General features: G+C 71.4%; 20 protein-coding genes. 17 read left to right on the top strand and 3 right to left on the bottom strand.

Features of this window, described 5'->3' with window-relative positions; genetic code table 11:
• Positions 1–3: 3 nt before the first annotated feature.
• The 6 genes from ACH54P_RS32330 to ACH54P_RS32355 all read left to right on the top strand — a co-directional run bounded on the left by ACH54P_RS32330 (position 4) and on the right by ACH54P_RS32355 (position 3,943).
• On the top strand, positions 4–768 hold the full coding sequence (locus ACH54P_RS32330; protein ID WP_489907097.1) for a type II secretion system F family protein: 765 nt from the start codon (positions 4–6) through the stop codon (positions 766–768).
• The gene (locus ACH54P_RS32335) at positions 765–1,487 is read left to right on the top strand and encodes a type II secretion system F family protein (protein ID WP_489907098.1); all 723 of its coding nucleotides are present in this window, start codon (positions 765–767) and stop codon (positions 1,485–1,487) included. The genes ACH54P_RS32330 and ACH54P_RS32335 overlap by 4 nt, the downstream gene beginning before the upstream one ends.
• A gap of 28 nt (positions 1,488–1,515) precedes the next feature.
• The gene (locus tag ACH54P_RS32340) at positions 1,516–1,692 is read left to right on the top strand and encodes a DUF4244 domain-containing protein (protein WP_489907099.1); all 177 of its coding nucleotides are present in this window, start codon (positions 1,516–1,518) and stop codon (positions 1,690–1,692) included.
• 20 nt (positions 1,693–1,712) lie between these two features.
• Positions 1,713–2,048, top strand: a complete 336-nt coding sequence (locus ACH54P_RS32345) for a TadE family type IV pilus minor pilin (protein WP_489907100.1) — start codon at positions 1,713–1,715, stop codon at positions 2,046–2,048.
• 139 nt (positions 2,049–2,187) lie between these two features.
• The gene (locus ACH54P_RS32350; protein WP_489907101.1) at positions 2,188–2,520 is read left to right on the top strand and encodes an Rv3654c family TadE-like protein; all 333 of its coding nucleotides are present in this window, start codon (positions 2,188–2,190) and stop codon (positions 2,518–2,520) included.
• 805 nt (positions 2,521–3,325) lie between these two features.
• The gene (locus ACH54P_RS32355; RefSeq protein WP_489907102.1) at positions 3,326–3,943 is read left to right on the top strand and encodes a bifunctional DNA primase/polymerase; all 618 of its coding nucleotides are present in this window, start codon (positions 3,326–3,328) and stop codon (positions 3,941–3,943) included.
• 83 nt (positions 3,944–4,026) lie between these two features.
• Here the strand turns inward: ACH54P_RS32355 and ACH54P_RS32360 are convergent, their stop codons facing one another.
• The gene (locus tag ACH54P_RS32360) at positions 4,027–6,501 is read right to left on the bottom strand and encodes a DEAD/DEAH box helicase (RefSeq protein ID WP_489916752.1); all 2,475 of its coding nucleotides are present in this window, start codon (positions 6,499–6,501) and stop codon (positions 4,027–4,029) included.
• A 348-nt stretch (positions 6,502–6,849) separates the two neighbouring features.
• Between ACH54P_RS32360 and ACH54P_RS32365 the strand changes: the two genes are divergently transcribed.
• The 3 genes from ACH54P_RS32365 (at position 6,850) to ACH54P_RS32375 (ending at position 10,606) form a co-directional block, all read left to right on the top strand.
• Complete coding sequence (locus ACH54P_RS32365; protein ID WP_489907103.1) at positions 6,850–9,147, top strand: sodium-translocating pyrophosphatase; 2,298 nt, start codon at positions 6,850–6,852, stop codon at positions 9,145–9,147.
• 280 nt (positions 9,148–9,427) lie between these two features.
• A complete protein-coding gene (locus ACH54P_RS32370; RefSeq protein ID WP_489907104.1) occupies positions 9,428–9,904 on the top strand; it encodes a hypothetical protein in 477 nt (158 codons plus the stop codon).
• Between the two features lie 51 nt (positions 9,905–9,955).
• The gene (locus ACH54P_RS32375; protein WP_489907105.1) at positions 9,956–10,606 is read left to right on the top strand and encodes a hypothetical protein; all 651 of its coding nucleotides are present in this window, start codon (positions 9,956–9,958) and stop codon (positions 10,604–10,606) included.
• An 18-nt stretch (positions 10,607–10,624) separates the two neighbouring features.
• On the opposite strand, the gene ACH54P_RS32380 is transcribed toward ACH54P_RS32375, so the two are convergent.
• Positions 10,625–11,431, bottom strand: coding sequence for a S1 family peptidase (locus ACH54P_RS32380; RefSeq protein WP_489907106.1), 807 nt, complete (start codon positions 11,429–11,431; stop codon positions 10,625–10,627).
• Positions 11,432–11,740: 309 nt separating this feature from the next.
• Between ACH54P_RS32380 and topA the strand changes: the two genes are divergently transcribed.
• From topA to ACH54P_RS32420, 8 genes are all read left to right on the top strand, one after another.
• Positions 11,741–14,629, top strand: a complete 2,889-nt coding sequence (gene topA, locus ACH54P_RS32385) for a type I DNA topoisomerase (RefSeq protein WP_489907107.1) — start codon at positions 11,741–11,743, stop codon at positions 14,627–14,629.
• 153 nt (positions 14,630–14,782) lie between these two features.
• A complete protein-coding gene (locus ACH54P_RS32390) occupies positions 14,783–15,370 on the top strand; it encodes a hypothetical protein (RefSeq protein WP_489907108.1) in 588 nt (195 codons plus the stop codon).
• An 86-nt stretch (positions 15,371–15,456) separates the two neighbouring features.
• The gene (locus ACH54P_RS32395; RefSeq protein ID WP_489907109.1) at positions 15,457–16,260 is read left to right on the top strand and encodes an ESX secretion-associated protein EspG; all 804 of its coding nucleotides are present in this window, start codon (positions 15,457–15,459) and stop codon (positions 16,258–16,260) included.
• The gene (locus ACH54P_RS32400; RefSeq protein WP_489907110.1) at positions 16,253–16,546 is read left to right on the top strand and encodes a hypothetical protein; all 294 of its coding nucleotides are present in this window, start codon (positions 16,253–16,255) and stop codon (positions 16,544–16,546) included. The genes ACH54P_RS32395 and ACH54P_RS32400 overlap by 8 nt, the downstream gene beginning before the upstream one ends.
• The gene (locus ACH54P_RS32405; protein ID WP_489907111.1) at positions 16,539–17,330 is read left to right on the top strand and encodes a hypothetical protein; all 792 of its coding nucleotides are present in this window, start codon (positions 16,539–16,541) and stop codon (positions 17,328–17,330) included. The genes ACH54P_RS32400 and ACH54P_RS32405 overlap by 8 nt, the downstream gene beginning before the upstream one ends.
• A gap of 470 nt (positions 17,331–17,800) precedes the next feature.
• The gene (locus tag ACH54P_RS32410) at positions 17,801–18,427 is read left to right on the top strand and encodes a hypothetical protein (protein ID WP_489907112.1); all 627 of its coding nucleotides are present in this window, start codon (positions 17,801–17,803) and stop codon (positions 18,425–18,427) included.
• Between the two features lie 149 nt (positions 18,428–18,576).
• Complete coding sequence (locus ACH54P_RS32415; protein WP_489907113.1) at positions 18,577–20,706, top strand: bifunctional MFS transporter/dTMP kinase; 2,130 nt, start codon at positions 18,577–18,579, stop codon at positions 20,704–20,706.
• The gene (locus ACH54P_RS32420; protein WP_489907114.1) at positions 20,703–21,908 is read left to right on the top strand and encodes a DNA polymerase III subunit delta'; all 1,206 of its coding nucleotides are present in this window, start codon (positions 20,703–20,705) and stop codon (positions 21,906–21,908) included. Before ACH54P_RS32415 ends, ACH54P_RS32420 begins: the two co-directional genes overlap by 4 nt.
• A 67-nt stretch (positions 21,909–21,975) precedes the next feature.
• Here the strand turns inward: ACH54P_RS32420 and ACH54P_RS32425 are convergent, their stop codons facing one another.
• Positions 21,976–23,640 carry a hypothetical protein gene (locus tag ACH54P_RS32425; RefSeq protein WP_489907115.1) on the bottom strand — a complete coding sequence of 555 codons (1,665 nt, stop codon included), beginning with the start codon at positions 23,638–23,640 and terminating at the stop codon, positions 21,976–21,978.
• Positions 23,641–23,698: the final 58 nt, after the last annotated feature.

Raw genomic sequence — 23,698 nt, forward strand, 5'->3', positions numbered from 1 at the left:
CCGGTGATCACCCCGTGGATCCCGCTGTGCATCGGCGCGGCCCTCGCGTGCTGGCCCGCGCCACCGAACCGGCTCCAGGCCGCGGTCGAGCAACCCGCTACGAGCCAGGTCCGGCTCCCTGAGGTGTGGGCCGTCATCCGCTGGCTGCTCCCCGCGGCCCTCGGCGGCTTACTCGCGGGCGTAGGCGGCGCTCTTGCCGCCGGCGTGCTGACGCTGGCGTGGCGCCAGGAGTGGCGAGCCCACAGCCGCGCGAAGGCGGACTTGGAGATGGCCGCCCACACGGCGACGGCCCTGCGGACGATGGTGGCCGAGCTCCGATCCGGAGCCCACCCGATAACAGCGGCGGAAGCGGCCGCGGAGGTGGTCCCACCGGTGGCGGACGCCCTCCACGCCCTGTCCGCGGCAGCCCGTCTCGACAGCGAGCTGAAGGCACCGGCCCTCCCCGAGCTGGCGGCCGCATGGACGCTGGGAAGACGCTACGGCTTACCGATGGCCGACGTCCTCGACGCAGCCCGCCGCGACGCCGAAGCAGCCCTGACATTCGCCCGCCGAACACGCGCAAAACTGGCCGGCCCCCGGGCAAGCGCGGCGGTACTCACCGGACTCCCCGCCCTGTGCGTGTTGGCGGGCCAGGCCATGGGCGCGGGTCCCCTGTCCGTACTGACGGGGAGCACGCCAGGACAGCTGCTCCTGGTGGCTGGCAGCACCCTCCTCTGGGCAGGCACGGCCTGGTGCCGCGCCCTGACAGGCCAGGTGGGGATCCGATGAACGCGATCGCACTCCTGCTCTTCGGCTGCGCCTTCCTCATCTGGCCGGACACCACCGCAGCGCGGCGCTTCGACTGGCTGGCGGGCGACCCCAAACCCGAGCGCCCCCACGTCTGGCGCCAGGCGGTCCCGCACACGGCGGCGACTCTGGGCGGTGCCTCGATGGCGGTGCTCATCGGCGGCGTGCCCGGGATGGTCGTCGGCGCCATCGTGACCGCCGCCGGGTGGTGGGCCATCCGCCGCACCCGCCGGCCGCGCGCACCCACCGTGGACATCGCCGCCAGGCTGCGGCTCGCAGGGACGCTCGACCTCCTCGCCGCCTGCCTGCGCGCCGGGCTGCCTGTTCCCTCGGCTCTCGATGCCGTCGCCGGAACCGCGCCTGCCGAAGCGGGCGCGGCGCTGCGCTCGACCGCCGGGCTGCTCGGCCTCGGCTCCCGGTCCGGCGAGGCCTGGGCACCGGTGCAGGCGGTCCCCGGCCTGAGCGAGCTGGCAGCCGCCGCGATCCGGACGTCCCGCTCGGGCGCCGCGTTCGCCACGGCGGCCGGCGACCTCGCCGGACGGTTCCGCGACGAGCTGGCCACCGAAGCCGAGGAGCGCGCCGAACGCGCCGGGGTGGCGCTCGCACTCCCGGTCGGACTGTGTTTCCTGCCGGCCTTCTTCTGCCTGGGCGTGCTGCCCGTCGTCCTCGGCCTCGCTGGACGTCTCGGCCCGCTCTTCTGACCACGGACAAGTACCGAAGGGAAACCCCATGCGCGCGTTCCACCGGCGCCCCGGCAACGACGACGGCTCCACGACGGTCGAGTACGCCATCGTCACCGTCGCCGTCGCGGCCTTCGCCGCCGTCCTCTACACCCTGCTCACCGGCGACTCGGTCGTTTCGTGGCTGACGGGCCTGGTCATGAAGGCCCTGTCGGTGCCGTCGTGAGGCGTCGCGACGAAGGATCGGTGACCGTCGAGGCGGCGCTCGGCCTGGCGGGGCTCACGGTGGTGACGGTGCTGCTAGTCGCCGGCCTCACGGTCCTGACGAGCCAGCTGCGCTGCACGGACGCAGCCCGCGAAGCGGCGCGCCTCCTGGCAAGAGGCCAGCCCCACGAGGCGGCGGCAGCGGTCCACGCGATCGCCCCACCAGGCGCGAACCTCGACTTCCACCACGCGGGCGACGCCTTCACGGTCAAGGTGACGGCCCACCCAGCAGGTGACCTGCTGCCGGGCGTCGATCTGGCCGCAACCGCCTACGCGGTGGCCGAGCCGGGAACGGAGGCCGCCGGTGCACCAGGCTGACCCCCAACCATCGAGCCGCCTCGCGCGGCGACGGGAGAACAGTTCCGCAGTCGCTAGGAACGGAGTGCTCGTCCGGCGGCCTGAGGGCAGTCCCGCAGTCGCTGAGAACGGACGGCCTCAGGACAGCTCCGACAGCGGAGTGGCCACCATCTGGACAGCGATGGCGGTGACCGCACTGGCCGGCGTGGCGGTCCTCGGCTTCTGGCTCGGCGCCGCGGTCCTCGCCCGGCATCGCGCGGAAGCCGCCGCCGACCTGGGAGCCCTCGCGGCCGCTTCCCATGCCGCGGAGGGGCCCGTCCAGGCGTGTGAGCGCGCCAGGTGGGTCGCCGACCGGATGGGCACCACGCTCCTGACCTGCCGATGGCAGCGACTCGACGCCCTGGTCGAGGTCCAAGCCGCAAGCCGCGGCTTCGCCGGGCTGCCCGCCCCATCTGCCAGGGCCCGCGCCGGCCCGACGGGCCTGCCACCGTGACCCCGCGCGCCGCGGCTTGGCCGGGCTGTCCGTCCCATCTGCCAGGGCTCGGGCTGGCCCCACCGGTCAGCCACCGTGACCCGCGCGCCGCGGCTTTGCCGGGTTGCCCGTCCCATCTGCCAGGGCTCGGGCTGGCCCCACCGGTCAGCCACCGTGACCCGCGCGCCGCGGCTTGGCCGGGCTGCCCGCCCCATCTGCCAGGGCATGGGCTGGCTCCGCCGACCAGCCATCGTGACCCTCGCGCCGGGACTTCCCCGGGCTGCCCGCGCCATCCGCCAGGGCCCGCGCCGGCCCCACCGGCCAGTCACCATGGCCACTCGCGCCGGACCCCCCCAACCCTGCGGGCCCACCGGCCGCAGCCCGAGCGCAGCCGAGCCCACCGGCCACTGCCGCCCAGCGGACGCCGACCGGTCGGTATGCGGCGACGACCGGCTGATCCGTCGGACCCGACGATGAGCGGCTGATGGTCACGGGCAGCGGTCGTTGGTGCACGGCGAGCGGTCGAATCGGCTGCTCACCTGGGCCGAACGGAGGTGCTTCAGCCACTCCGCGCCCGGTCGGGGGAGTGTCGATCCTGGGGTTTTGCACGACGAACGGTCCCTGTGTGGTCGCCGCTCACCGTCGATCCGCGTCGTCGGGTTCGGTCGGGCCGTACGGACTACTGGGCGTTCATCGCCTCGTAACCACCGGTTGTCGCGCGGGGGTTCCGGGCGATGTGCAACTTGCCGTTTAGTGAGATGTGCGACACCACGACCGGGTTTAACCGGGTCGCGGAGAACCGGACTTGAAGGCAGGCAGGAAGACAATGTTGGACGCGAATTGGCCGGACAGCTGGCGGGGCGCCTTCCGCATCGAACTGCGGGCGGAGGCGATCGGTCTCGCCTGGCGTGGCTGGCCGGTGCTCCCGGGCGTCAACCCCGCTCCGCTCACCGACGGCGACGACCTCACCTGGCGCCGTCCGGTCCCGGCCAGTGAAGCCTGGCGCGAGCAGATCGGCACCCACGCCCACGAGGTCGCCACCTGGTTCTCCGACCGCACCCACAGCCTGCTCGTCGCGACCGGCACCGTCCTCGACGCCCTCGAGGTCGACGACGAACTCGGCAAGCGCGCCTGCCGCCTGCTCCGCGCCCTCGGTCACCCCGCGCCCATCGTCGCGATGCCGAACGGCCGCTGGCTCTTCCTCACCACCGTCGCCGACCACGTCCCGGCCGAGATCGCTTCCCGCGCCTCCATCCAGTGGCACGGCAAGGACAGCTACATCCCGCTGCCGCCGTCGCCGTTCCAGCACGGTGTCGTGCACTGGCGCGTCAAGCCCGAGGTGTGCGGCTGGCAGCTGCCGGACGCCGCCGAGGTGCACGACGTCCTCGTCCGCGCCCTGGCCGGCGAGCACTCCCCGCAGCTGGTCCACACCACCGCGGCCTGAACCACCCGAACCACCGCCCCTGGCCGGTCCCAGCCCGGCCGAGGCGGAGCAGGACACAACTCCATGAACCACCAGTGGCCGTCCTAGGTGCCGTGTTGACGCAAAGCCCCGAGCACGGTTCCCAGAACGGCCACAGCCCCCGCCTTGTCCAGCGGTTCGTTGCCGTTCCCGCACTTCGGCGACTGAACGCAGGACGGGCATCCCGTCGGGCACTCGCAGGAGACGATCGCCTCCCGCGTTGCGGCCAGCCACGGGACAATCGCGGCATAACCGCGTTCGGCAAATCCCGCACCCCCGGGATGGCCGTCATGCACGAACACCGTCGCCTCCCCGGTGTCCTCGTGCCACGCGGTACTCACCCCGCCGATGTCCCATCGGTCGCACGTAGCAAACAGCGGTAGCAGGCCGATCGCCGCGTGCTCGGCGGCATGCAGGGCACCGGGGACCCGTGCCGGAACCAATCCGGCACCCCCCGGTGTCCTGCCACCCTCGCGAGCGGGCCCCCGACCGCTCGCCAGGGTTTCCTTCCCGGTCCCCACCGGCCCCGCAGATTCGGTCCCCACCCGATGGCCCCCGGTCCCCGCCTCGCCATCGGCCGAACCGCCGGAGTCACTGGAGAAGCCGGAGTCTCCGGAGCCGCTCGAACCCGCACGCCCGACGTCGGTCCCGAGCAGCTCCGGCGAGATCGTGTACCAGACCGCCCGCGTGCGCAGGCTCTGCTCCGGCAGCTCGAGCGGCGTGTGGTCCAGCACCTCCCCGGACGGACGGCGCCGCAGGTACCCGACCACCTGCGACGTCACGGCGACCTCGCCGAGGCAGACGCTCACCCCGCCGAAGTCCTGCTTCTCCTGCGTGCTCAGCACCGAGATGTCGACGATCTCGCGCGGTGTCGTCGTCCAGTCCGGGTTTTCCGCGTGCACCAGCGCCAGCCCCGTCTCCAGGTCCAGCTCGTCGACGACGTACGACGACCCCTGGTGCAGGTACACCGCCCCGGGGTGCACGGCGAAGCAGGCCGACCCCGGGTCGACCGTGCCGAGCATCCGCCCGGAGTCCGACTCGACCACCGCGATCTGTTCGCCGCCGGTGCCGCGGATGCCGACTTCGGCGTGCGGCTTCTCGCGCGACGTCCAGTACCAGCCACTCGACCGGCGCCGCAGCAGCTTCTGCTCCGCCAGCTCCTCCAGCACTTCCCGCGCCGCCGAGCCGCCGAACACCTCGAGCTCGGGGAGCGTCAGTGGCAGCTCGGCGACGGCGCACGCGAGCTGCGGCGCCAGGACGTACGGGTTCGCGGGGTCGAGCACCGCCGTCTCCACCGGCCTGTCGAGCAGCGCCGCCGGGTGGTGCACGAGGTAGGTGTCGAGCGGATCGTCCCGCGCGACGAACACCACGAGCGCCGAATCGCCGGAACGACCCGCCCGCCCGGCCTGCTGCCAGAAGGACGCCAGGGTGCCCGGGTAGCCGGCGAGCACCACCGCGTCCAGCCCCGCGATGTCGACGCCGAGTTCCAGAGCGTTCGTCGTCGCGACGCCCAGCAGCCGTCCCGACAGCAACGCCGCCTCCAGCGCCCGGCGCTCCTCCGGAAGATAGCCGGACCGGTACGCCGCAACGGTTTCCGCCAGTGCCGGGTCCACTTCGGACAAGATGCGACGCGCCCCCAGCGCGGCCAGCTCCGCGCCCCGCCGCGACCGGATGAAGGCCAGCGACCGCGCGCCTTCGACGACCAGGTCGGCGAGGATCCGCGACGTCTCCGCGCCGGCCGAACGCCGGACCGGCGCGCCGTTCTCCCCGGTCAGTTCCTCCAGCAGCGGCGGCTCCCACAAGGCCACCGTCCGGGCCCCGCGCGGCGACGCGTCCTCCGTCACCGCCTCACACGGCACACCCGTCAACCGCGACGCGAACGAAGCCGGCGAAGCCGTCGTCGCCGACGCGAGCACGAAGACCGGCGAAGCGCCGTAGTGCTCGGCCACCCGCCGAAGCCGGCGAAGCAGCAGGGCGACGTGCGAGCCGAAGACGCCGCGGTAGCTGTGGCACTCGTCGACGACCACGCAGCTGAGCCGCCGGAAGAACGTCGCCCACCGCCCGTGCGCCGAGAGGATGCCGCGGTGCAGCATGTCCGGGTTGGTGAACACCCAGTTCGCGTGCGCGCGCACCCAGTCGCGCTCGGCCATCGGCGTGTCCCCGTCGAACGACGCCGCCCGGACGCCGGGGACGTCCAAAGAGGACACGGACCGCAGCTGGTCCGCCCCCAGCGCCTTGGTCGGCGACAGGTACAGCGCGTTCGCCTTCTCGCCCGCCGCCAGCCGGGACAGCACCGGCAGCTGGTAGGCCAGCGACTTGCCGGAGGCCGTGCCGGTCGAGATCACCACATGACGGCCCTCGTACACGTGCGACGCCGCCTCGGCCTGGTGGGCCCAGGGCGCCGAGACGCCGCAGTCACGGAGAGCAGCGATCACCGCCGGATCCGTCCACGACGGCCACGGTGCGTAGCGCGCGGCACGGCCCGGCAGGTCCGCGACGTGCGTGACCGGGTGCTCGCGCGACGGGATGCCGGCGGTCACCCGCCCCAGCAGCCGCCGCCCACGTGAGTCGTCCACCCGCCGAGCTTGGCACAGGGGTCCGACAGTTCTCGCATCTCCAGCTGCGCCAACGCATCGGCGCCAGAGGGATCGATCAAGTGAGGAGGCTCACAAGGTAACGGAATGTACCGTCCCCGGGACGGCGTGAAGACGCTGGTTGCGATACCAATACACTCCCGCAATCCACACCCTCTGTGGTGAGCGTCATGTGAGACGTGCATTGCTGCCCGGCTAGCGTGTCGCTCGGTACAGGGTCCATGCCAGCGCCGGCCGTGTCGAACCCCCGGCTGCCGTCGACGCTGGTGCAAGACGACGTCTCCTGGAGGACGAATGTCACGGCAGTTCCTCGCGGAGGGCGCAGGCACTATTGCGCTCTCCGGAGGTGGCTACACGATTGTCGGTGTAGTCGCCGTGGTCGCGCTTGCCGCACTCGTCATCGGCTACGTCTTGCTCAAGGAGGTGCTGGCCGCAGGCCAGGGCACCGCCAAGATGCAGGACATCGCCAAGGCGGTGCAGGAAGGCGCGGCCGCGTACCTCAAGCGGCAACGGAACACCCTCGCCATTTTCGGCGTGATCGTGTTCCTCCTGCTCTTCGCGCTCCCCGCGGACGACTGGAACGAGAAGATCGGCCGTTCGATCTTCTTCCTGGTCGGCGCGGCCTTCTCGTTCGCGATCGGTTACCTCGGCATGTGGCTGGCCACGCAGGCGAACCTGCGTGTCGCCGCCGCGTCGCGCGAGGAAGGCGGCCGGGAAACGGCCATGCGCGTGGCGTTCCGCACCGGTGGTGTGGTCGGCATGATCACCGTCGGTCTCGGCCTCTTCGGTGCCGCGGTCGTCGTGCTGGTCTACACCGGCCAGGCCCCGAAGGTGCTGGAGGGCTTCGGCTTCGGCGCCGCCCTGATCGCGATGTTCATGCGTGTCGGCGGCGGTATCTTCACCAAGGCCGCGGACGTCGGCGCCGACCTGGTCGGCAAGGTCGAGCAGGGCATCCCGGAGGACGACCCCCGCAACGCCGCGACCATCGCGGACAACGTGGGTGACAACGTCGGCGACTGCGCCGGCATGGCCGCGGACCTCTTCGAGTCCTACGCCGTCATGCTCGTCGCCGCGCTGATCCTGGGCAGCACCGCCTTCGGCGTGCACGGCCTGATCTTCCCGCTGATCGTGCCGGCCATCGGTGTGATCACCGCGGTCATCGGTGTCTACATCACCAAGGCGCGTGCCGGCGAAGGCGGCCTCGTCACGATCAACCGCTCCTTCTACATCTCCGCGGTCATCTCCGCGGTGCTGTCGGCGATCGCGGCGTTCGTGTACCTGCCGAGCAGCTTCTCCGACTTCGGCGCGGGCTACGAGAACTCGGGCAACCCGGCGGTCATCGCGACCATCGCGGTGATCATCGGCATCGTGCTCGCCGCGGTCATCCTGAAGCTGACCGGTTACTACACCGGCACCGAGTACAAGCCGGTCAAGGACGTCGCGCAGACGTCGGAGACCGGCGGCGCGACCGTCATCCTCTCCGGCATCTCGGTCGGGTTCGAGTCCGCCGTTTACACCGCTCTGGTGATCGGCGCGGCCGTGTTCGGCGCGTACCTGCTGGGCGGCGGCGTCGCGCTGTTCGCCGTGGCCCTCGCCGGCACCGGCCTGCTGACCACCGTCGGCGTCATCGTCGCGATGGACACCTTCGGCCCGGTTTCGGACAACGCGCAGGGCATCGCCGAGATGTCGGGCGACGTCGACGAAAAGGCCGCGCAGATCCTCACCGAGCTGGACGCGGTCGGCAACACGACCAAGGCCATCACCAAGGGCATCGCGATCGCGACCGCCGTCCTCGCGGCGACCGCGCTCTTCGGCTCCTACTCGGACGCGATCACGAAGACGCTGGCGGGCATGGGCAACGGCGTGGTCACCGGCATGGACTCGGCGAAGTCGTTCGTCAACGAGATCGTCAGCCCGAACACGCTGGTCGGCGTCATCATCGGCGCGGCCGTGGTGTTCATGTTCTCCGGTCTCGCGGTCAACGCGGTGTCCCGGGCCGCCGGCGCGGTCGTCTACGAGGTGCGCCGCCAGTTCCGCGACATCCCGGGGATCATGGAGGGCACCACCCGCCCCGAGTACGGCAAGGTCGTCGACATCGTCACGCGCGACTCGCTGCGTGAGCTGACGACGCCGGGTCTGCTGGCGGTCTTCGCCCCGATCGCGGTCGGCTTCGGCCTGGGCACCGGCGCGCTCGCCGGCTACCTGGCCGGTGCGATCGCGTGCGGCACCCTGATGGCGATCTTCCTCGCCAACTCCGGTGGCGCGTGGGACAACGCGAAGAAGCTGGTCGAGGACGGCAACCACGGTGGCAAGGGCTCGTCCGCGCACGAGGCCACCATCATCGGTGACACCGTGGGTGACCCGTTCAAGGACACCGCCGGCCCGGCGATCAACCCGCTGATCAAGGTGATGAACCTGGTCTCCGTGCTGATCGCGCCCGCCGTCGTCCAGTTCTCGATCGGCCCGGACGAGAACGCCGCGGTCCGCATCATCATCTCGCTGGTCGCGGTCGCGATCATCGTGGCGGCGATCGTGGTGTCGAAGCGCCGGGGGACCGTCCTTTCCGACACCCCCACCGAGATCAAGGCCTGACACCGGTTAGTGAGCGAACCCGGGCCCGGTACGCGGCGACGCGTGCCGGGCCCGGGGCTTGCCGGGGTCCGGTGAGGCAATCCCAGAAAGGCCCGGCGACTTGCGAAGCAGCACCGAATCGGTACCGTCGGGGCTGCCGGGACGGCGTCGGGCAGGAGGTGTGCAGGTGCGGCTGCGGTCAACCGTGTTAGCCGCTCTGACCACGACGATCACCCTCGGCCTCGCCGGGTGCGGACAGCAGGCCGCGGTGCAGTCGCCAGCTCGTGACCAGGGTCTTTCGGTGACGACTGTGGTTCCCCAGTCCGATCCCGCGGCGAGATGGGCGGACGGCTACTGCGGCGCGGTGACCCACCTGGTCCGCGCGCTGGCCGCGCTGCCCACCGTCGACCCGAGCACGCCGCAGCAGGCGTCCCGGACGTCCAGTGACCTGCTTTCGTCGGTGGTCGGCGGGCTCGACCAGAGCCTCGCCGGGCTGAACGCGCTCGGCGCGCCGCCGGTGCCGTCGGCGGACGGCGGCCGCAAGGACGTCATCGGGCAGTTCGCCGAGATCCGCGAGCAGGCCCAGAGCGCGCGTGACCGCATCGACGCCGTCCGCGGCGACGCGACGGCGACGAAGGACGCCCTCGGCGAAGCCAGGGCCACGCTCGACCGCATCGACACGCTGGACTACCTCAAGGGCCTCAAGGACGTCCCGGCCCTGGAGGCGGCGGAACAGCGCGCCCCGAGCTGCCGTCAGCTGGATCAACCACCTCGGTGAAGATCGGCGTGACACTCGCCACGAATCGAACTTGTGTTCTAGTATGGCGCGGTGGATCGGACGATCTCGCTCTTCTCCGCCGAGGCCAGCGGGCCCGGCCTGGGCGACCTGGCCGGGCTGTTGTGCTGCCACGGCCAGATCACCGGGTTCGGGCGCACCGCCGCCCGGCTGTCGGTGGTCGTCGAGGAGCCGTGGCGGGCCCACATCCTGGCCCGCGAGTTCCGCTGCCGCGGCTCCGACGCCCAGGTGTCCAAGGCCGACTGCGGCCGCCCGCAGGTGCGCACATCGTTCCGGGTCGACCTGCTCCCGCTGGCGCTGCGGTGGCTGCGTGAGGGCTGCGGCGGCCCGGCGGAGGACGACTCGGGCAAAGCGGTGCCGGAGAATTTCCGGCTGAGCGGCGCGATGCTGCGGATGTGGGCGCTCGCCGGCGGCCGTCCCGGCACGCAGGGCTACCTGCTGGGCGTCGACCCGCTGGCGCCGGGCATGCACGAGCGGCTGGTCGAGGCGCTGACGCCGTTGGGTGTCGCGGCGAAGCTGACCGGCCCGAAAGCCGAGGCCCCGGCCGTCAAGGTCACCGGGAAACGCCGGTTGGAGGCGCTGCTGGAACTGATCGGGGAGCCGCCGCCGGGCGCCGAAGCGGCGTGGCCCGGTGCGCCGCCGCTGCCGGTCTCGCACCCGGAGGCCGCGTCGAGCACGGCCTGACCGGGTGCGAGAGCCGCGTCAGGGCCGGGGCAGGGTGCAGCCGGCCTGGGTGAGGGCGATTTCGTTGGCCGCGGTGAGGCAGGCCGGGATGCCGTAGGTCTCCTGGCCGTAGTTGATGCCCTCGCGGACGGTGACGTTGCCGGCCTGGTCGACCTCGCACGGGTTGTTGTCCGTGCAGCGTCCGCCGTCCTCGTTGCCGGTGTTGTTCACGCCGACGACCTTGCCGCCGGAGATGATCGGCGAGCCGGAGGTGCCGCCGATGGTCTGGCAGGCGGAGGTGTAGCGGATCGAGTCCTTCCAGGTCCAGCTGCCCTCCTTCAACCGGTACACGAAGCCGTCGATGGTGCAGGAGTAGATGCGCTTCCAGTAGCCGGAAACGACGTCGATCGCCGCGCCGGCGGCCGGGTGGGCGTTCGACAGCTCGAGCGGCGAGATCCCGTAGCTGGCCTTGATCTGCGCGTAGGTGGTGGTGAGCTGGTAGAGCGACACGTCGGTGTCGGTCATCGTGCCGTAGACGATCTTCTTGGCCCGGAGCGTGGCCTTGTTGCTGCCACTGGCCGTGAGCAACGTGAACGTCCGGCTGGAGCTGCGGTTGGTGATCACCTGACCGGGAGCCGGGAAGCCGGTTTCGAGGCAGTGCCCGTTGGACATGACGAGCGCGGGTGCCGTGTCGGGGGTCGCGGCCGGCTTGACCACCGAACCCGAGCAGTTGGACAGCGCCACCGTGCCGGCGAAGTTCGCCGCGGCCGCGCTCGCCGGAGTGGTTCCCAGTAATACTGTGGCGGTCGCGGCGGTGAGCAGGGCGCCGAGCAGGCGTCGGGTCATGGCGGATCCTTTCGGCTGGACGGGGAACCCAGTGAAGCGGTGACGTCCCCGCGCCCACCACCGTCGAACGGAGGGTATCCGGACGGTCACGCGCTAGGCTGCGCGGGACGTGGCCTAAATCACGTAGCAGGTACGTTGGGGAAACATCGTCGAGGTCAGCGGCGATGCGCTGGGCACGGGTCCAGCGGCGTGTTGGGCCACCTCCGCGCCGTCCAGGCCGGAACAGCGTGCACACTGGCAGGTCGAGACGCGGGCTCGGACCTCCGGTGAGGCCAGAGACGTGGTGCAGTCCCGCGGCGGCGGGGCGAGATGAGCGGAGAGCAGGACAGCGTGGCAGGAGCACGGACCAAGAAGGACGGAGCCGGGGCGGACAACGGCGCCGGGCACCGGCGGCTGGTGATCGTCGAGTCGCCGACCAAGGCCCGCAAGATCGCCCCCTACCTGGGCGGCGGTTACGTCGTCGAGTCCTCCGTCGGGCACATCCGCGACCTGCCGCGCGGTGCCGCCGACGTGCCCGCCCAGTACAAGGGCGAGGCCTGGGCGCGGCTCGGCGTCGACGTCGACAACGGCTTCAAGGCCCTCTACGTGGTCACCCCGGACAAGAAGTCCAAGGTCACCGAGCTGAAGAGCCTGCTGAAGGACGTCGACGAGCTCTACCTCGCCACGGACCCCGACCGCGAGGGCGAAGCCATCGCGTGGCACCTGCTCGAGACGCTGAAGCCGAAAGTCCCGGTCCGCCGGATGGTCTTCCACGAGGTCACCGAGCAGGCCATCCGCGCGGCCGCCGACTCGACCCGTGAGCTCGACGCCGACCTCGTCGACGCCCAGGAGACCCGCCGCATCCTCGACCGGCTCTACGGCTACGAGGTCTCGCCGGTGCTGTGGAAGAAGGTCATGCCGAAGCTCTCGGCGGGCCGCGTGCAGTCGGTGGCGACCCGGATCGTGGTCGAGCGGGAGCGCGAGCGGATGCGCTTCACGTCGGCTTCGTACTGGGACATCTCGGCGACGATGGACGCCGGCGAAGAGGCTTCGCCGCGGAACTTCCCGGCCCGGCTCGTCGCCGTCGACGGCGCGCGCCTGGCCACCGGCCGCGACTTCGGCTCGGACGGGCAGCTCAAGGCGTCGAACAACGAGATCCGCGTGCTGGCCGAGGCCGACGCGCGACGCCTGGCCGAAGCGCTGAAGCAGCGTGACTTCAAGGTCTCCAGCGTCGAAGAGAAGCCGTACACGCGGAAGCCGTACGCGCCGTTCATGACGTCGACGCTGCAGCAGGAGGCGGGCCGCAAGATGCGGTTCACCTCGGAGCGCACGATGCGGATCGCGCAGAAGCTGTACGAGAACGGCTACATCACCTATATGCGTACCGACTCCACGACGTTGTCGGAGTCGGCGATCTCGGCCGCGCGCAGCCAGGCCACGCAGCTGTACGGCAAGGAGTACGTCTCGCCGTCGCCGCGCCAGTACACGCGCAAGGTCAAGAACGCGCAGGAGGCGCACGAGGCGATCCGGCCGTCGGGTGAGGTCTTCCGCACGCCGGGCCAGGTCGCGGGCGAGCTGGACACCGACGAGTTCCGGCTCTACGAGATGATCTGGCAGCGCACGATCGCGTCGCAGATGGCGGACGCCAAGGGCACCACGATGTCCGTGCGCATCGTCGGCACCGCGACTTCGGGCGAGGAGTGCACCTTCGCCGCTTCGGGCCGCACGATCACCTTCGCGGGCTTCCTCAAGGCGTACGTCGAGGCGGTCGACACCGAGACCGGTGGCGAGGCCGACGACAAGCAGAGCCGCCTGCCGGTGCTGGAGAAGGACCAGGCGCTCACCGCGTCGGACCTGAACCCGGACGGCCACACCACGTCGCCGCCGGCGCGGTACTCGGAGCCGAGCCTGGTCAGCAAGCTGGAAGAGCTGGGCATCGGCCGCCCGTCGACGTACGCGTCGATCATCAAGACCATCCAGGACCGCGGCTACGTCTGGAAGAAGGGGTCCGCGCTCGTTCCGTCGTGGGTCGCGTTCGCCGTGATCGGCCTGATGGAACGGCACTTCGAGCGGCTCGTCGACTACGACTTCACCGCCGGCATGGAGGACGAGCTCGACCGCATCGCCAACGGCGACGAGCAGCGCGGGCAGTGGCTGTCGAAGTTCTACTTCGGCGGCGACATGGGCGTCGACGGCTCGATCGGCCGGCTGGGCGGGCTGAAGAAGCTCGTCGAGGGCAGCGTCGAGGACATCGACGCGCGCGAGATCAACTCGATCCCGCTGTTCAGCGACGAGAACGGGCACACCGTCGTGGTCCGGGTCGGCCGTTACGGGCCGTACCTGGAGCGCGAGGTCGACGGGAACTCGCAGCGCGCGAACCTGCCCGAGGACCTGCCGCCGGACGAGCTCACGCAGGAGATCGCGGAGAAGCTGTTCGCGACTCCGCAGGAGGGCCGCTCGCTGGGCACCGACCCGGTGAGCGGGCACGAGATCGTCGCGAAGGAAGGCCGCTTCGGGCCGTACGTGACCGAGGTGCTGCCCGAGGTGGAGATCCCCGAGGACGCCACCCCCGCGCAGAAGAAGGCCGCCAAGGCGAAGGCGCCGAAGCCGCGTACGGGCTCGCTGTTCAAGTCGATGGACATCGAGACCATCACGCTCGACGACGCGCTGAAGCTGCTTTCGCTGCCTCGCGTGGTCGGCAAGGACCCCGAGTCCGGCGACGAGATCACCGCGCAGAACGGGCGCTACGGGCCGTACCTGAAGAAGGGCACGGACTCGCGGTCGCTCTCGACCGAGGACCAGCTTTTCTCGATCACCCTCGAGGAAGCGCTGAAGATCTACTCGGAGCCGAAGCAGCGTGGGCGGTCCGCCACGGCGAAGCCGCCGCTCAAGGAGCTCGGTGACGACCCGGTGTCGGGCAAGCCGATGGTGGTCAAGGACGGCCGCTTCGGCCCGTACGTGACCGACGGCGAGTACAACGCGACCCTGCGGAAGGGCGACGAGATCGAGGAGCTCACCGCCGAGCGGGCGTCCGAGCTGCTCGCCGAGAAGCGGGCGAAGGGCCCGGCGCCGAAGCGGAAGGCGCCGGCGCGGAAGCCGGCTTCGACGACGGCGAAGACGGTCAAGGCGGGCACGAGCAAGACCGCGAAGGCGGCGGCCGCGAAGTCGACCGGGACGAAGACGGCCACGAAGCGGTCTACGACGACGAAGGCCAAGTAGCGCTCTTCCTGAAGGCCCCTTTCCCGGCTCTCGTGGCCGGGAAGGGGCCTTTCGTCACACCTTCAGGTGACACCTCGAACAGACGTTCGGGAAATTGTCGGTGGTCCCGGGTTTCATGAACACGTGACCACAACACCACGCACCGTGCACACGGTGACCCCCCAGATCCTCAAGCCCGTCCGAGCGGCGGCCGCGGCGGCGTCCTCGGCCACGGACCTCTTCGACTCGTTGCCCGGCTTCGCCGGCAGTGGCGGCCTCTGCGGCGTGGCCGTCGCGATGTTCGACGAGCCGTGGTCGTCGGCGTTCTTCGACGACCGGAAGACCTTCGGCGTCGCCTGGGAGGGCACGCACCTGTCCGGGCCGACGTCCGGCTCGGTCGCGGAGCTGCTCGGCCTGGCGTTCACGAACCTGCCGTTCCGCCCGCCCGTGCCGGGCGAGGGGCTGTACCTCGACGCCGACGAGCGCGGGGTGCTCGACCCCGGACAGGAATGCCTGGTCCTCGACCTGATGGAGGACCTGCGACGGCCCCGGCTCGGCACGGTGCTGGTCGACTTCGTCCGCGATCGCGACGACGGACCGCGGCGGCCGTGGGAGACGCTGGCGTTCGTCGACGACAACCGTGGCCGTCACCTGGCGGCGCTCGGCAGACGCCGGGGCGGCCACCGCCGGTTCTGGTGGCTGCCCGGCAGCGTGGAGAGGCTCGCGGAGTTCGTCGAGGGGCGGGTGCCGGAGCATGTCTGAGCCGCTCGCCGACCGCTCACCGACAGATGTCACTCACTCGAACACATGTGCGAGAAATTGTCGGTGCCAGGGTGTTCAATCTAGGGGTGAACAACTCAGTCGCCGTCTTCGACGTCATCGACGAGGTCATCGCGCCGCTGTCGGCCGAGGTGCCGGAGCGGCCCTCGGTGATGGAGTTCTACGACCCCGAGTTCGAGATTCCGCCGGTGCTGGCGGACACCGAACCGCTGCCGGGCCGTCGACCTTCGCCGCCGGCCGACGAGGAGCGCAGCCTTGCCGACGAGGTGGAGCAGTACACCCGGTTCGTCGCCGGGATGGCCGCCATCGGCCTCGCGCCGGGTGGCGAGGTCACGGCCGAGGCCGTCGGGCTCTACCGGGCGCTGCGCGGCGGCTTCATCCGCGGCGTGGTCACCGGGGTCTTCCCGGCCCGGAACGAGCCGTGGGAGGTCCGGTTCTTCGGCGACGAGGACTACACCACGGTGCTGCACAAGCTGGGCAACCGCGCGCGGCTGCGGTCGGGCTTCCTCAGCGAGCTGCCGGGCTGGGTGTTCGACGGGCTGCCGGACCGGCCACCGGGCCCGGGGCAGCACGTGCGCATCGAGACCGACGAGGGCGGCCTGATCCCTCGCCGGTGCGAGCGGGCGGTCGAGCTGATCCGGGAGTGCGCGGCGCGGCCGCGGCTGGGCACGGTGCTGGTCGACCTCGCGGTGCGCGACGCGATCCTGGCGGAGTACCCGCACGGCGCGTTCGGGCTGATCGACAACGACCTCGGCCGGTACCAGTTCAGCGCCGCGGTCGGCCGGAACGGGCGCTGGACGGTCACGTGGGGTCCGGCGTCGCGGAGCACGGCCGAGCAGTGGATCGTCGAGGCGGTGCAGAGCCATGCGTGAGTACAACGGGTACCAGCCGTCGGCCCCGGTGGACCCGGTGGCCGCGGGTCCGTCGCCGGGCCAGGAGGCGGAGGTGGTGCCGATGAACCTCACGGTCGGTGAAGCCATCCTCGAGGCGGCCGAGCTGAACAGCGGGGTGCCGGACCAGCGGGCCACGGAAGGCGGCTCGTCCGCGGATTCGCGGTCCGGCCCGGCCGGCGGGTCGTCGGCTCGGGTGGCCGAGCCGGTCTGCCGCGACGACCACGGACGCCCGGCGGCGGGGGAGGTGGTGCGAAGTCATGGCTGAGCGGACGGCGGCCAGGGAGCTGCTGGAACTGGCGGCCTGGCCGGTGCTGACGGCGATGCCGGACCGCGAGCCGGTGGACCGGCTGTACAACCCGGAGGTCAGCGACCACGACATCCTGGTGCACGGTCCGGTCTCGGACGACCCGGCGGACCTGGTCGCCGAGGTCGAGCGGCACACGGCGTGGGCCGCCTGGATCGACGGCACGCCGTTCGGCGAGGACGGCGAGCTCAACGAGATCGGCTTCGAGGTGGTGTCGCTGATGCTGCGCGGTTCGGTCCGGGCGGCGCTGTGCGGCGTGTTCGACGAAGGGCCGGAGACCGCGGACATCCGGTGCTACGCCGACGGCGAGCGGGCGTTCATGATGGGCTCGCTGCCCGGCCGCACGGCGATCCACCTCGCTGACTTCGAGGAGCTGCCGGAGATGCTGGTGGCGGAGCTGCCGGAGGCTCCGTTCGGCAGCTCGTCGCGGCCGATCTGGGTCTCGGTGGACGACGACGGCCTGGTCCACGACGGCCAGGACGACGACGTGGGCGCGATGCGGGAGCTGCTGGCCCGCCCCCGCTCGGGCACGGCGGTCCTGGACATGCTGGCGTTCGGCGGCTTGTGCGCGGAGTTCCCCGACCACGGCTTCGTCCTGGTCGACACGGACCTGGGCCGCTTCGCGCTGGCGGCCCTGGATCGCGGCGACGGCCGGCGCCAGCTGGTGATGAGCCCCTTCAGCCGCGGCATGCTGCGCGACTGGTGCCGGAAGATGATCGATCTCGGACAGGAGGAGGTGCCCTGAGAAGAAAGGGTCTCCCGGCTGCTGCGACAGGGCAGTAGCGGCCCGGTGCTGCTGTGGAAGCGGGCGGGTCGCGGGTGGACGGGTCCAGCTCGGCGTCTGCGCGCCAGCCGCTCCCGAGTCGCGTCAGGGCGGGGCGGCCGGAGCGATCGTCGCTGATGAAAGCCCTTCGTGGCGGTCCCTGCGACTCCAGCCGGACCCATGACCACTCCGAGCACCGGCCGCCAAACTGGCCATCTGCGGCCAGCCCGCCGGCCAGTGCCGCCGACCGCCGATGTGATCGGACTCACTACAATCCGTCACCATTGGCGGTCGACCACGTCCCCGGCGGACTGGACACTGCAGGGGGTTCGGGCACGGGCTTGCGCTGCGTGACCGACCATCCAATGGAGACAGAGCCATTGGGCGGATGCGTTATCCGCCATCGTCGCTACCCTGGAAAGGCGAGGACATTCAGTAGTGAGGTGGTCACCATGAGCGCGAACGGTGAGGCTCCCTTCTTCAATGCCCCCGAGCTCACTCAGCGCGACGGCACTCTGTCCGAAGCCCCCGGCGAAACGTTCGCGGATCCCGTCTCCGGGCTGGTCACCGCGGCGCCCGAGCCACGCACCGGTGGGTTGAATGGCCACGAGCCCGGCCCCGTTCCGGTCGCCGGGCCGGTGCAGCACGACGAAGAAGTCGTGCGCCGGATGGTCGAAGAGACGCTCCGCGAGGAGAGGGAAGCCGGGGTCCGGGCCCCGGAGGCGATTCCGCCGGCGGGCACTTTGAGCACGGTGGGCGAGAACGTGGCTCCGCCGCTCGGGGTGCTGCCCCGGCAACGGAACCGGCAGCGCACGTGGCCGACCCGGCCACCGCAGCTGCTGCGGCCCGTGCGGCAGGAGGCGCCTGCCGAGGAGGACGTCGACGACGACCTCGAGGTGGTGCCCGTCAAGCGGCGGAGGCTGCCGCGGATGCCGTCGATGTCGATGCCGGCGTTCAACCGGCCGTCGTCGAGCGCGGCGGGCGTGATGCTCGCCGTGGTGCTGCTGATCGTGTTCGGTTTCGTCGCCATCGAGATGGTGTCCAGCCTGGTCAGCAGCGTGACCGGGCTGTTCGACTAGCGTCCCTCCGCTGGTCACCACCCGCCCCGCACCACGGGGGCGTGCCGCGCGCCAGGGGCCGATCGGGCTACCCTGACTTCACGGTCGGGCGCCCTCACGAGGGCGTCCGGCACCGCGGTGACTAGTGGGGTGGGCGTATCAGCGAGGGCGTGCGTTCCGTACCCGGGGCCGGCCCGGGTGCGTCGTCGGGCGCCGAGGCGTCCACGATCAACCGGGTCCGGCGGGTACTGGCGATCAAACCTTTCCGGCGGCTCTGGGGCGTCACGTACCTGTGCAGCGTGGCCGACTGGCTGAACATCCTCGCCCTCACCGGCCTGGCCACGAAGCTGACGAACAACTACTTCGCGCAGAACTTCGCCTTCGTCGGCGTCGTGCTGACCGGCCTGGCGCCCGGGCTGCTGTTCGCCCCGGTCGGCGGGCTGCTCGCGGACCGGTTCGACCGGCGCAAGGTCATGGTCGTCGCCGACCTGCTGCGGTGCGGCTTCCTGCTGTCCATCGCCTTGATCAGCGCGCCGTGGTGGCTGCTCGTCGGCAACTTCCTGGTGGGCAGCGCGGCGAGCATGTGGATCCCGTCCAAGGAGGCGGCGGTCCCCAACCTGCTCCGCCGGCCCGACCAGGTCGAGACGGCCAACCAGCTCGGCATGGTGATGACCTACGGCCTCGCCGTCATCACCGCGGCCGGCGCGAACGCGGTCATCACCGGCGTCAACACGACCTTCCACCTCTTCCCCGGGGAGAGCGCGAGTCTCAGCATCGCGAAGCTGGTCGTCATCATCACCGGCCTGCTCTACCTGGCCAGCGCGATCCTCATCGCCACCCGGATCCCCGAGCTCTCGTTGCGCAACGTCCACGCGCTGCCGGAACAGAAGGTCAAGCAGGCCGACGAGGAAAAGCTCGGCGTCGGCACGATGATCGCCGACGGCTTCCGGTTCATCCGCAGCACGCCGCTCGTGCGCGGCCTGCTGGTGGGCGCGTTCGGCGCGTTCGCCGCGGGCGGCGCGGTGATCGGTTCCGCCAAGCCCTATTCCTCCAGCCTGCTGGCCGGTGACTCCGCGTTCAGCCTCCTGGTCCTGGCCGTCTTCCTCGGTCTCGCCTCCGGGATGGCGCTCGCGCCCAAGCTCTCCCGGCGGCTCGCGCACGACAGGCTGTTCGGCATCTCCATCGTCGCGGCCGGGATCTCGCTGATGCTGGTCGCGTTGTCGCCGCACCTGTCGATCTCGCTGATCACCGTGGTGCTGGTCGGTTTCTGGGCCGGGACGGCGTTCCTCACCGGTGTCACGATCATCGGTTCCCGGGTCGAGGACGCGATCCGCGGCCGGATCAACGCGATCTACCAGCTGATGATGAAGCTGGTCCTGTTCGGCACCACGGTCACCGTCCCGGTCCTGGTCGGTGTGGTGGCGCCGCACACGATCAACGTCTGGGGCAGCCCAGTCACCATCGACGGCACCCGGCCGATCATGCTCGGCGGCGCCGCGATCGCACTGGTCGCCGGCCTCTTCGCCTACCGGCAGATGGACGACAAGCGCACCGAGCCGATCCTGTCCGACCTGCGCAACGCGCTGCGCCGCACGCCGCGGCGCGTCAACGGCTTCCTCATCGCCGTCGAGGGCACCACCGCGATCAACACCGCGATCCAGGCCGTCAACCTCGCCGACTGGATGCGCGGCGGCACCCGGCCGGTCGTGGTCGCCGCCGACCCCGCGCTCGACGACAAGCGGCTCACCGCGCTCGTTTCCGGCGCTTCGCTGACCGGCGCGCGGGCCCAGGCCCTGGCCGCTGCCGCCGTCCGCGCCGACATCGTCGAGCGGCACGTCCAGCCGGCGCTCGACGCCGGTTCGGTCGTGGTGATGGAGCGGTTCGTCGACTCGCCGCTGGCGCACCTGTCCGCCGTCGCCGGCCTCGACAGCGACGAGCTCGAAGGCCTCGCCGACTGGGCGACCGGCCGGCTGCGCCCGGACCTGACCGTCCTGCTCGACTCCGCGCCGAACGGGGCACCGCGCGACAAGTCGGCCAAGCTGAACGACCAGTGGCGCGTCCAGCACCTGCTCACCGAGATGGCCGCGGCCGACCCGGACCGGTACGTGGTGATCGACGCCGACGGCACCGACACCGAGGTCGCCGAGCGCATCCGCACGGCGCTGCGCGCCGTGTTCGTCGGCCGCCTGTCCGCGCTGGCGCCGACGACGGAGAAGCCGGTGCCGCTCCCGGTGGAGACCCTGCCCGTCGAAACCCTGCCCGTCGAGACCCCGGAAGAGCCTCGCGTGGAGGCGAAGTGACGACGACCGAACGCATCGGCGTCTGGAACCAGCTGGTCGGCCAGGAACCCGCGGTCGAAACACTCGCCACGGCGGCGTCGGCCGCCGCGAAGATCGTCGCCGGCGAGCCGGCCCCGTCCGGCGCGATGACGCACGCCTGGCTGCTCACCGGCCCGCCCGGGTCCGGCCGCTCGGTGGCCGCGCGGACGTTCGCCGCGGCCCTGCAGTGCAGCACCGGCACCGGCTGCAACGCCTGCCCCGGCTGCCACACGACGATGGCGGGCACCCACGCCGACGTCCGGCTCGTGGTGCCGGAAGGCCTGTCCATCTCGGTCGCCGAGATGCGCGCGCTGGTGCAGGCCGCCGCGCGCCGCCCGACCACGGGCAGCTGGCAGGTGGTGATCATCGAGGACGCCGACAGGCTCACCGAAGGCGCGTCGAACGCCCTGCTGAAGGCCGTCGAGGAGCCGCCGGACCGCACGGTCTTCCTGCTCTGCGCCCCCTCCGACCACCCCGAAGACGTCTCCGTGACGATCCGTTCGCGCTGCCGCCTGGTGACGCTGCGGACGCCGCCGCCGGAGGCGATCGCCGACGTGCTCGTGCGCCGGGACGGCGTCGACCCGGAGCGCGCGCAGTGGGCCGCTTCCGTGTGCGGCGGCCACGTCGGCCGCGCGCGCCGGCTCGCCACCGACGAGGCCGCGCGGCAGCGCCGCGCCACCGTGCTGCGGATCCCGCTCGGCCTCCGCCGGCCGAGTGACGTCTTCACGTGCGCCGACCAGCTGATCAGCGCGGCCGAGGCCGACGCGGGCGAGGCGAGCAAGTCCCGCGACGAGGACGAGCGCAACGAGCTGCGGACCGCGATGGGCGGCGACGGCATCGGCAAGGGCGTCGCCGGCGCCAAGCGGGCCGCCGAAGCCGCGGTCAAGCAGCTCGAGAAGAAGCAGAAGTCCCGCGCCACCCGCACCCAGCGCGACACGCTCGACCTGGCACTGATCGACCTCGTCGGGTTCTACCGCGACGTCCTGGTGACGACGTCTCGCTCCGGCGCGACGCTCAACCACCCGGACCACGCCGACGAGATCGCCGAAGCGGCGTCTTCGTGGACGCCGGAGTCGACGCTCCGCCGTCTCGAAGCGGTGCTGGAGTGCCGCGAGGCGATCGAGCTGAACGTGAAGCCGCGCATCGCCGTCGAGGCGATGGTCACGACGCTTCGCCAGGGCTGACAGCAAAAGGAACCCGTCAGGAGCAAGGCTCCTGACGGGTTCCCTCACTGCCCCCGGGGCGTCCGGTTCACTCGCGCGGGCGTGGTGACGGCTTGAAGGGCTTCTCCTCGACGACGACGGCCAGCGGGCGCCGCCGCCCACCCGGCATCGCGGCCACCATGACCACGCCGAGCAGCAGCATCGCGGTACCCGTCCAGAACAGCGGCACGGTGTCGTACGCGCCGCCGGTGTAGGCGAGGTTCTTGACCGGCCCCTTCGGCGCCTGACCGCCCGCGGGCGGCGTCGACGCGGTCCCGCAGACCACGCCACCGGTCGGCGCGTAGGCCCGCGCGACCTGCTCGCCGAGCGACAGCTGGGCCAGCGACGACGGCAGGTTCTTCGCCTGGTCGTCCGGCAGCAGGCTCTTGAGCTTGGTCGTCGGCAGCAGCTGCAGGTCGAACATCCGCGCCGAGGCACCCAGCTGGAAGCCCTTGAACGGCGTGGTCATGTTCGCGGACTTCTGGTCGAGCCCGGCGATGCTCAGCCGCAGCACGCCGAGGTCGAGCACGGTGCCCGCGGTGTTGCCGACCTGCTGGACCGGACCTTCGAGCGGGGCCAGGAGGCCACCCACCACCGGCAGGTCCTTCACCTTGCCGAACTGGTCGCTCAACGGCTTCAGCGGCAGCCCGATCGGGATGTCCTTGGTCGGGTGCGCGGCGTCGAGCGTGTACAGCGTCTTGCCGCCCGCCTCGATGGTCAGCACCGGCGCGGTGTACTCGACCTTGGACGTCTTCGCGTCGCCGGTGGAGGTCACCTTGAGCGTCGGCTGGCTGGCCACCTTGACGCTCAGCGCCAGCGGCGTGCCCTTGAGGATCTCGATGTCCGCGGCCTGCAGCGTCGACGTCGACTGCACGGCCTTGTTCTTCGAGCCGGGCAGGTCGACCAGCTTCACCTGCGACCGCGACGACAGCGTGTTCGGCAGGCTCAGCAGCGAGCCGTTGCCGTCGGCCGCGGTCTGCCCGCCGCCCTGCAGCAGGCCACCGAGGCTCTGCAGGCCCTTGGTCAGGTCGAAGCCGCTCGCCAGCGAGCCGGGGTCGAGCTTCGGCTTCAGCGCGTCCAGGCCCAGGTTCGGCATCGACGGCACGACGTTCAGCAGCGAGAGGCTGGCCACCGACGTGCTGGCGTCGGCGATGGTGTCGACGCACGGGCCGAGCGTCGGGCTCCACCGCGCGTGCGCGCTCCCGTTGAGCAGACCCACGTTGAGCAGCGGGTTCGACGGCGCGTTGAGGCCACCGCTGATCGGCTGCGGGTTGTCCGGCAACGCGGTCTGCACGACGCTGCCCGGCGTCTGCGGCGCGTTCCCGCCCACCGACAAGCCGAACGGCGACGCCTGCGCGATCGCCTTCTCGTAGCTCAGGTAGGCGTCCGAGTTCGCCGAGGCGCTCGACAGACCCATCCCGGCCTCGAGCGCCGACTGCTTCGGCAGCGTCGCCCCGAACCCCGGCAGGATCGTGCTCGTCGGCACGGCGTTGGGCAGCAGCCGGATGATCCCGAGCGCGGTCCCCGCATCACCGACGGCCTGCCCCAGCGGCTGCGGCCCGATCGGCGCCGAAATGGGCGCCTGCCCCGGATTCGCCGGCTGCGGGATCGGCGTCGTCGGATAGGTCGGGTCGGCGTTCGCCGGCGCCGCGCTGAGCAGGAGCAACGCCGCGGCCGCCGGCAGGGCCACCGAACGGGGCAGTCTTCGCCGCATGTGCCAGAGCCTCCAGATAGGTCGACCGGGGAGTGAGACCGACGTCATAGGGCCCTAA

It is taken from the genome of Amycolatopsis sp. N2S4-7, assembly GCF_058119595.1.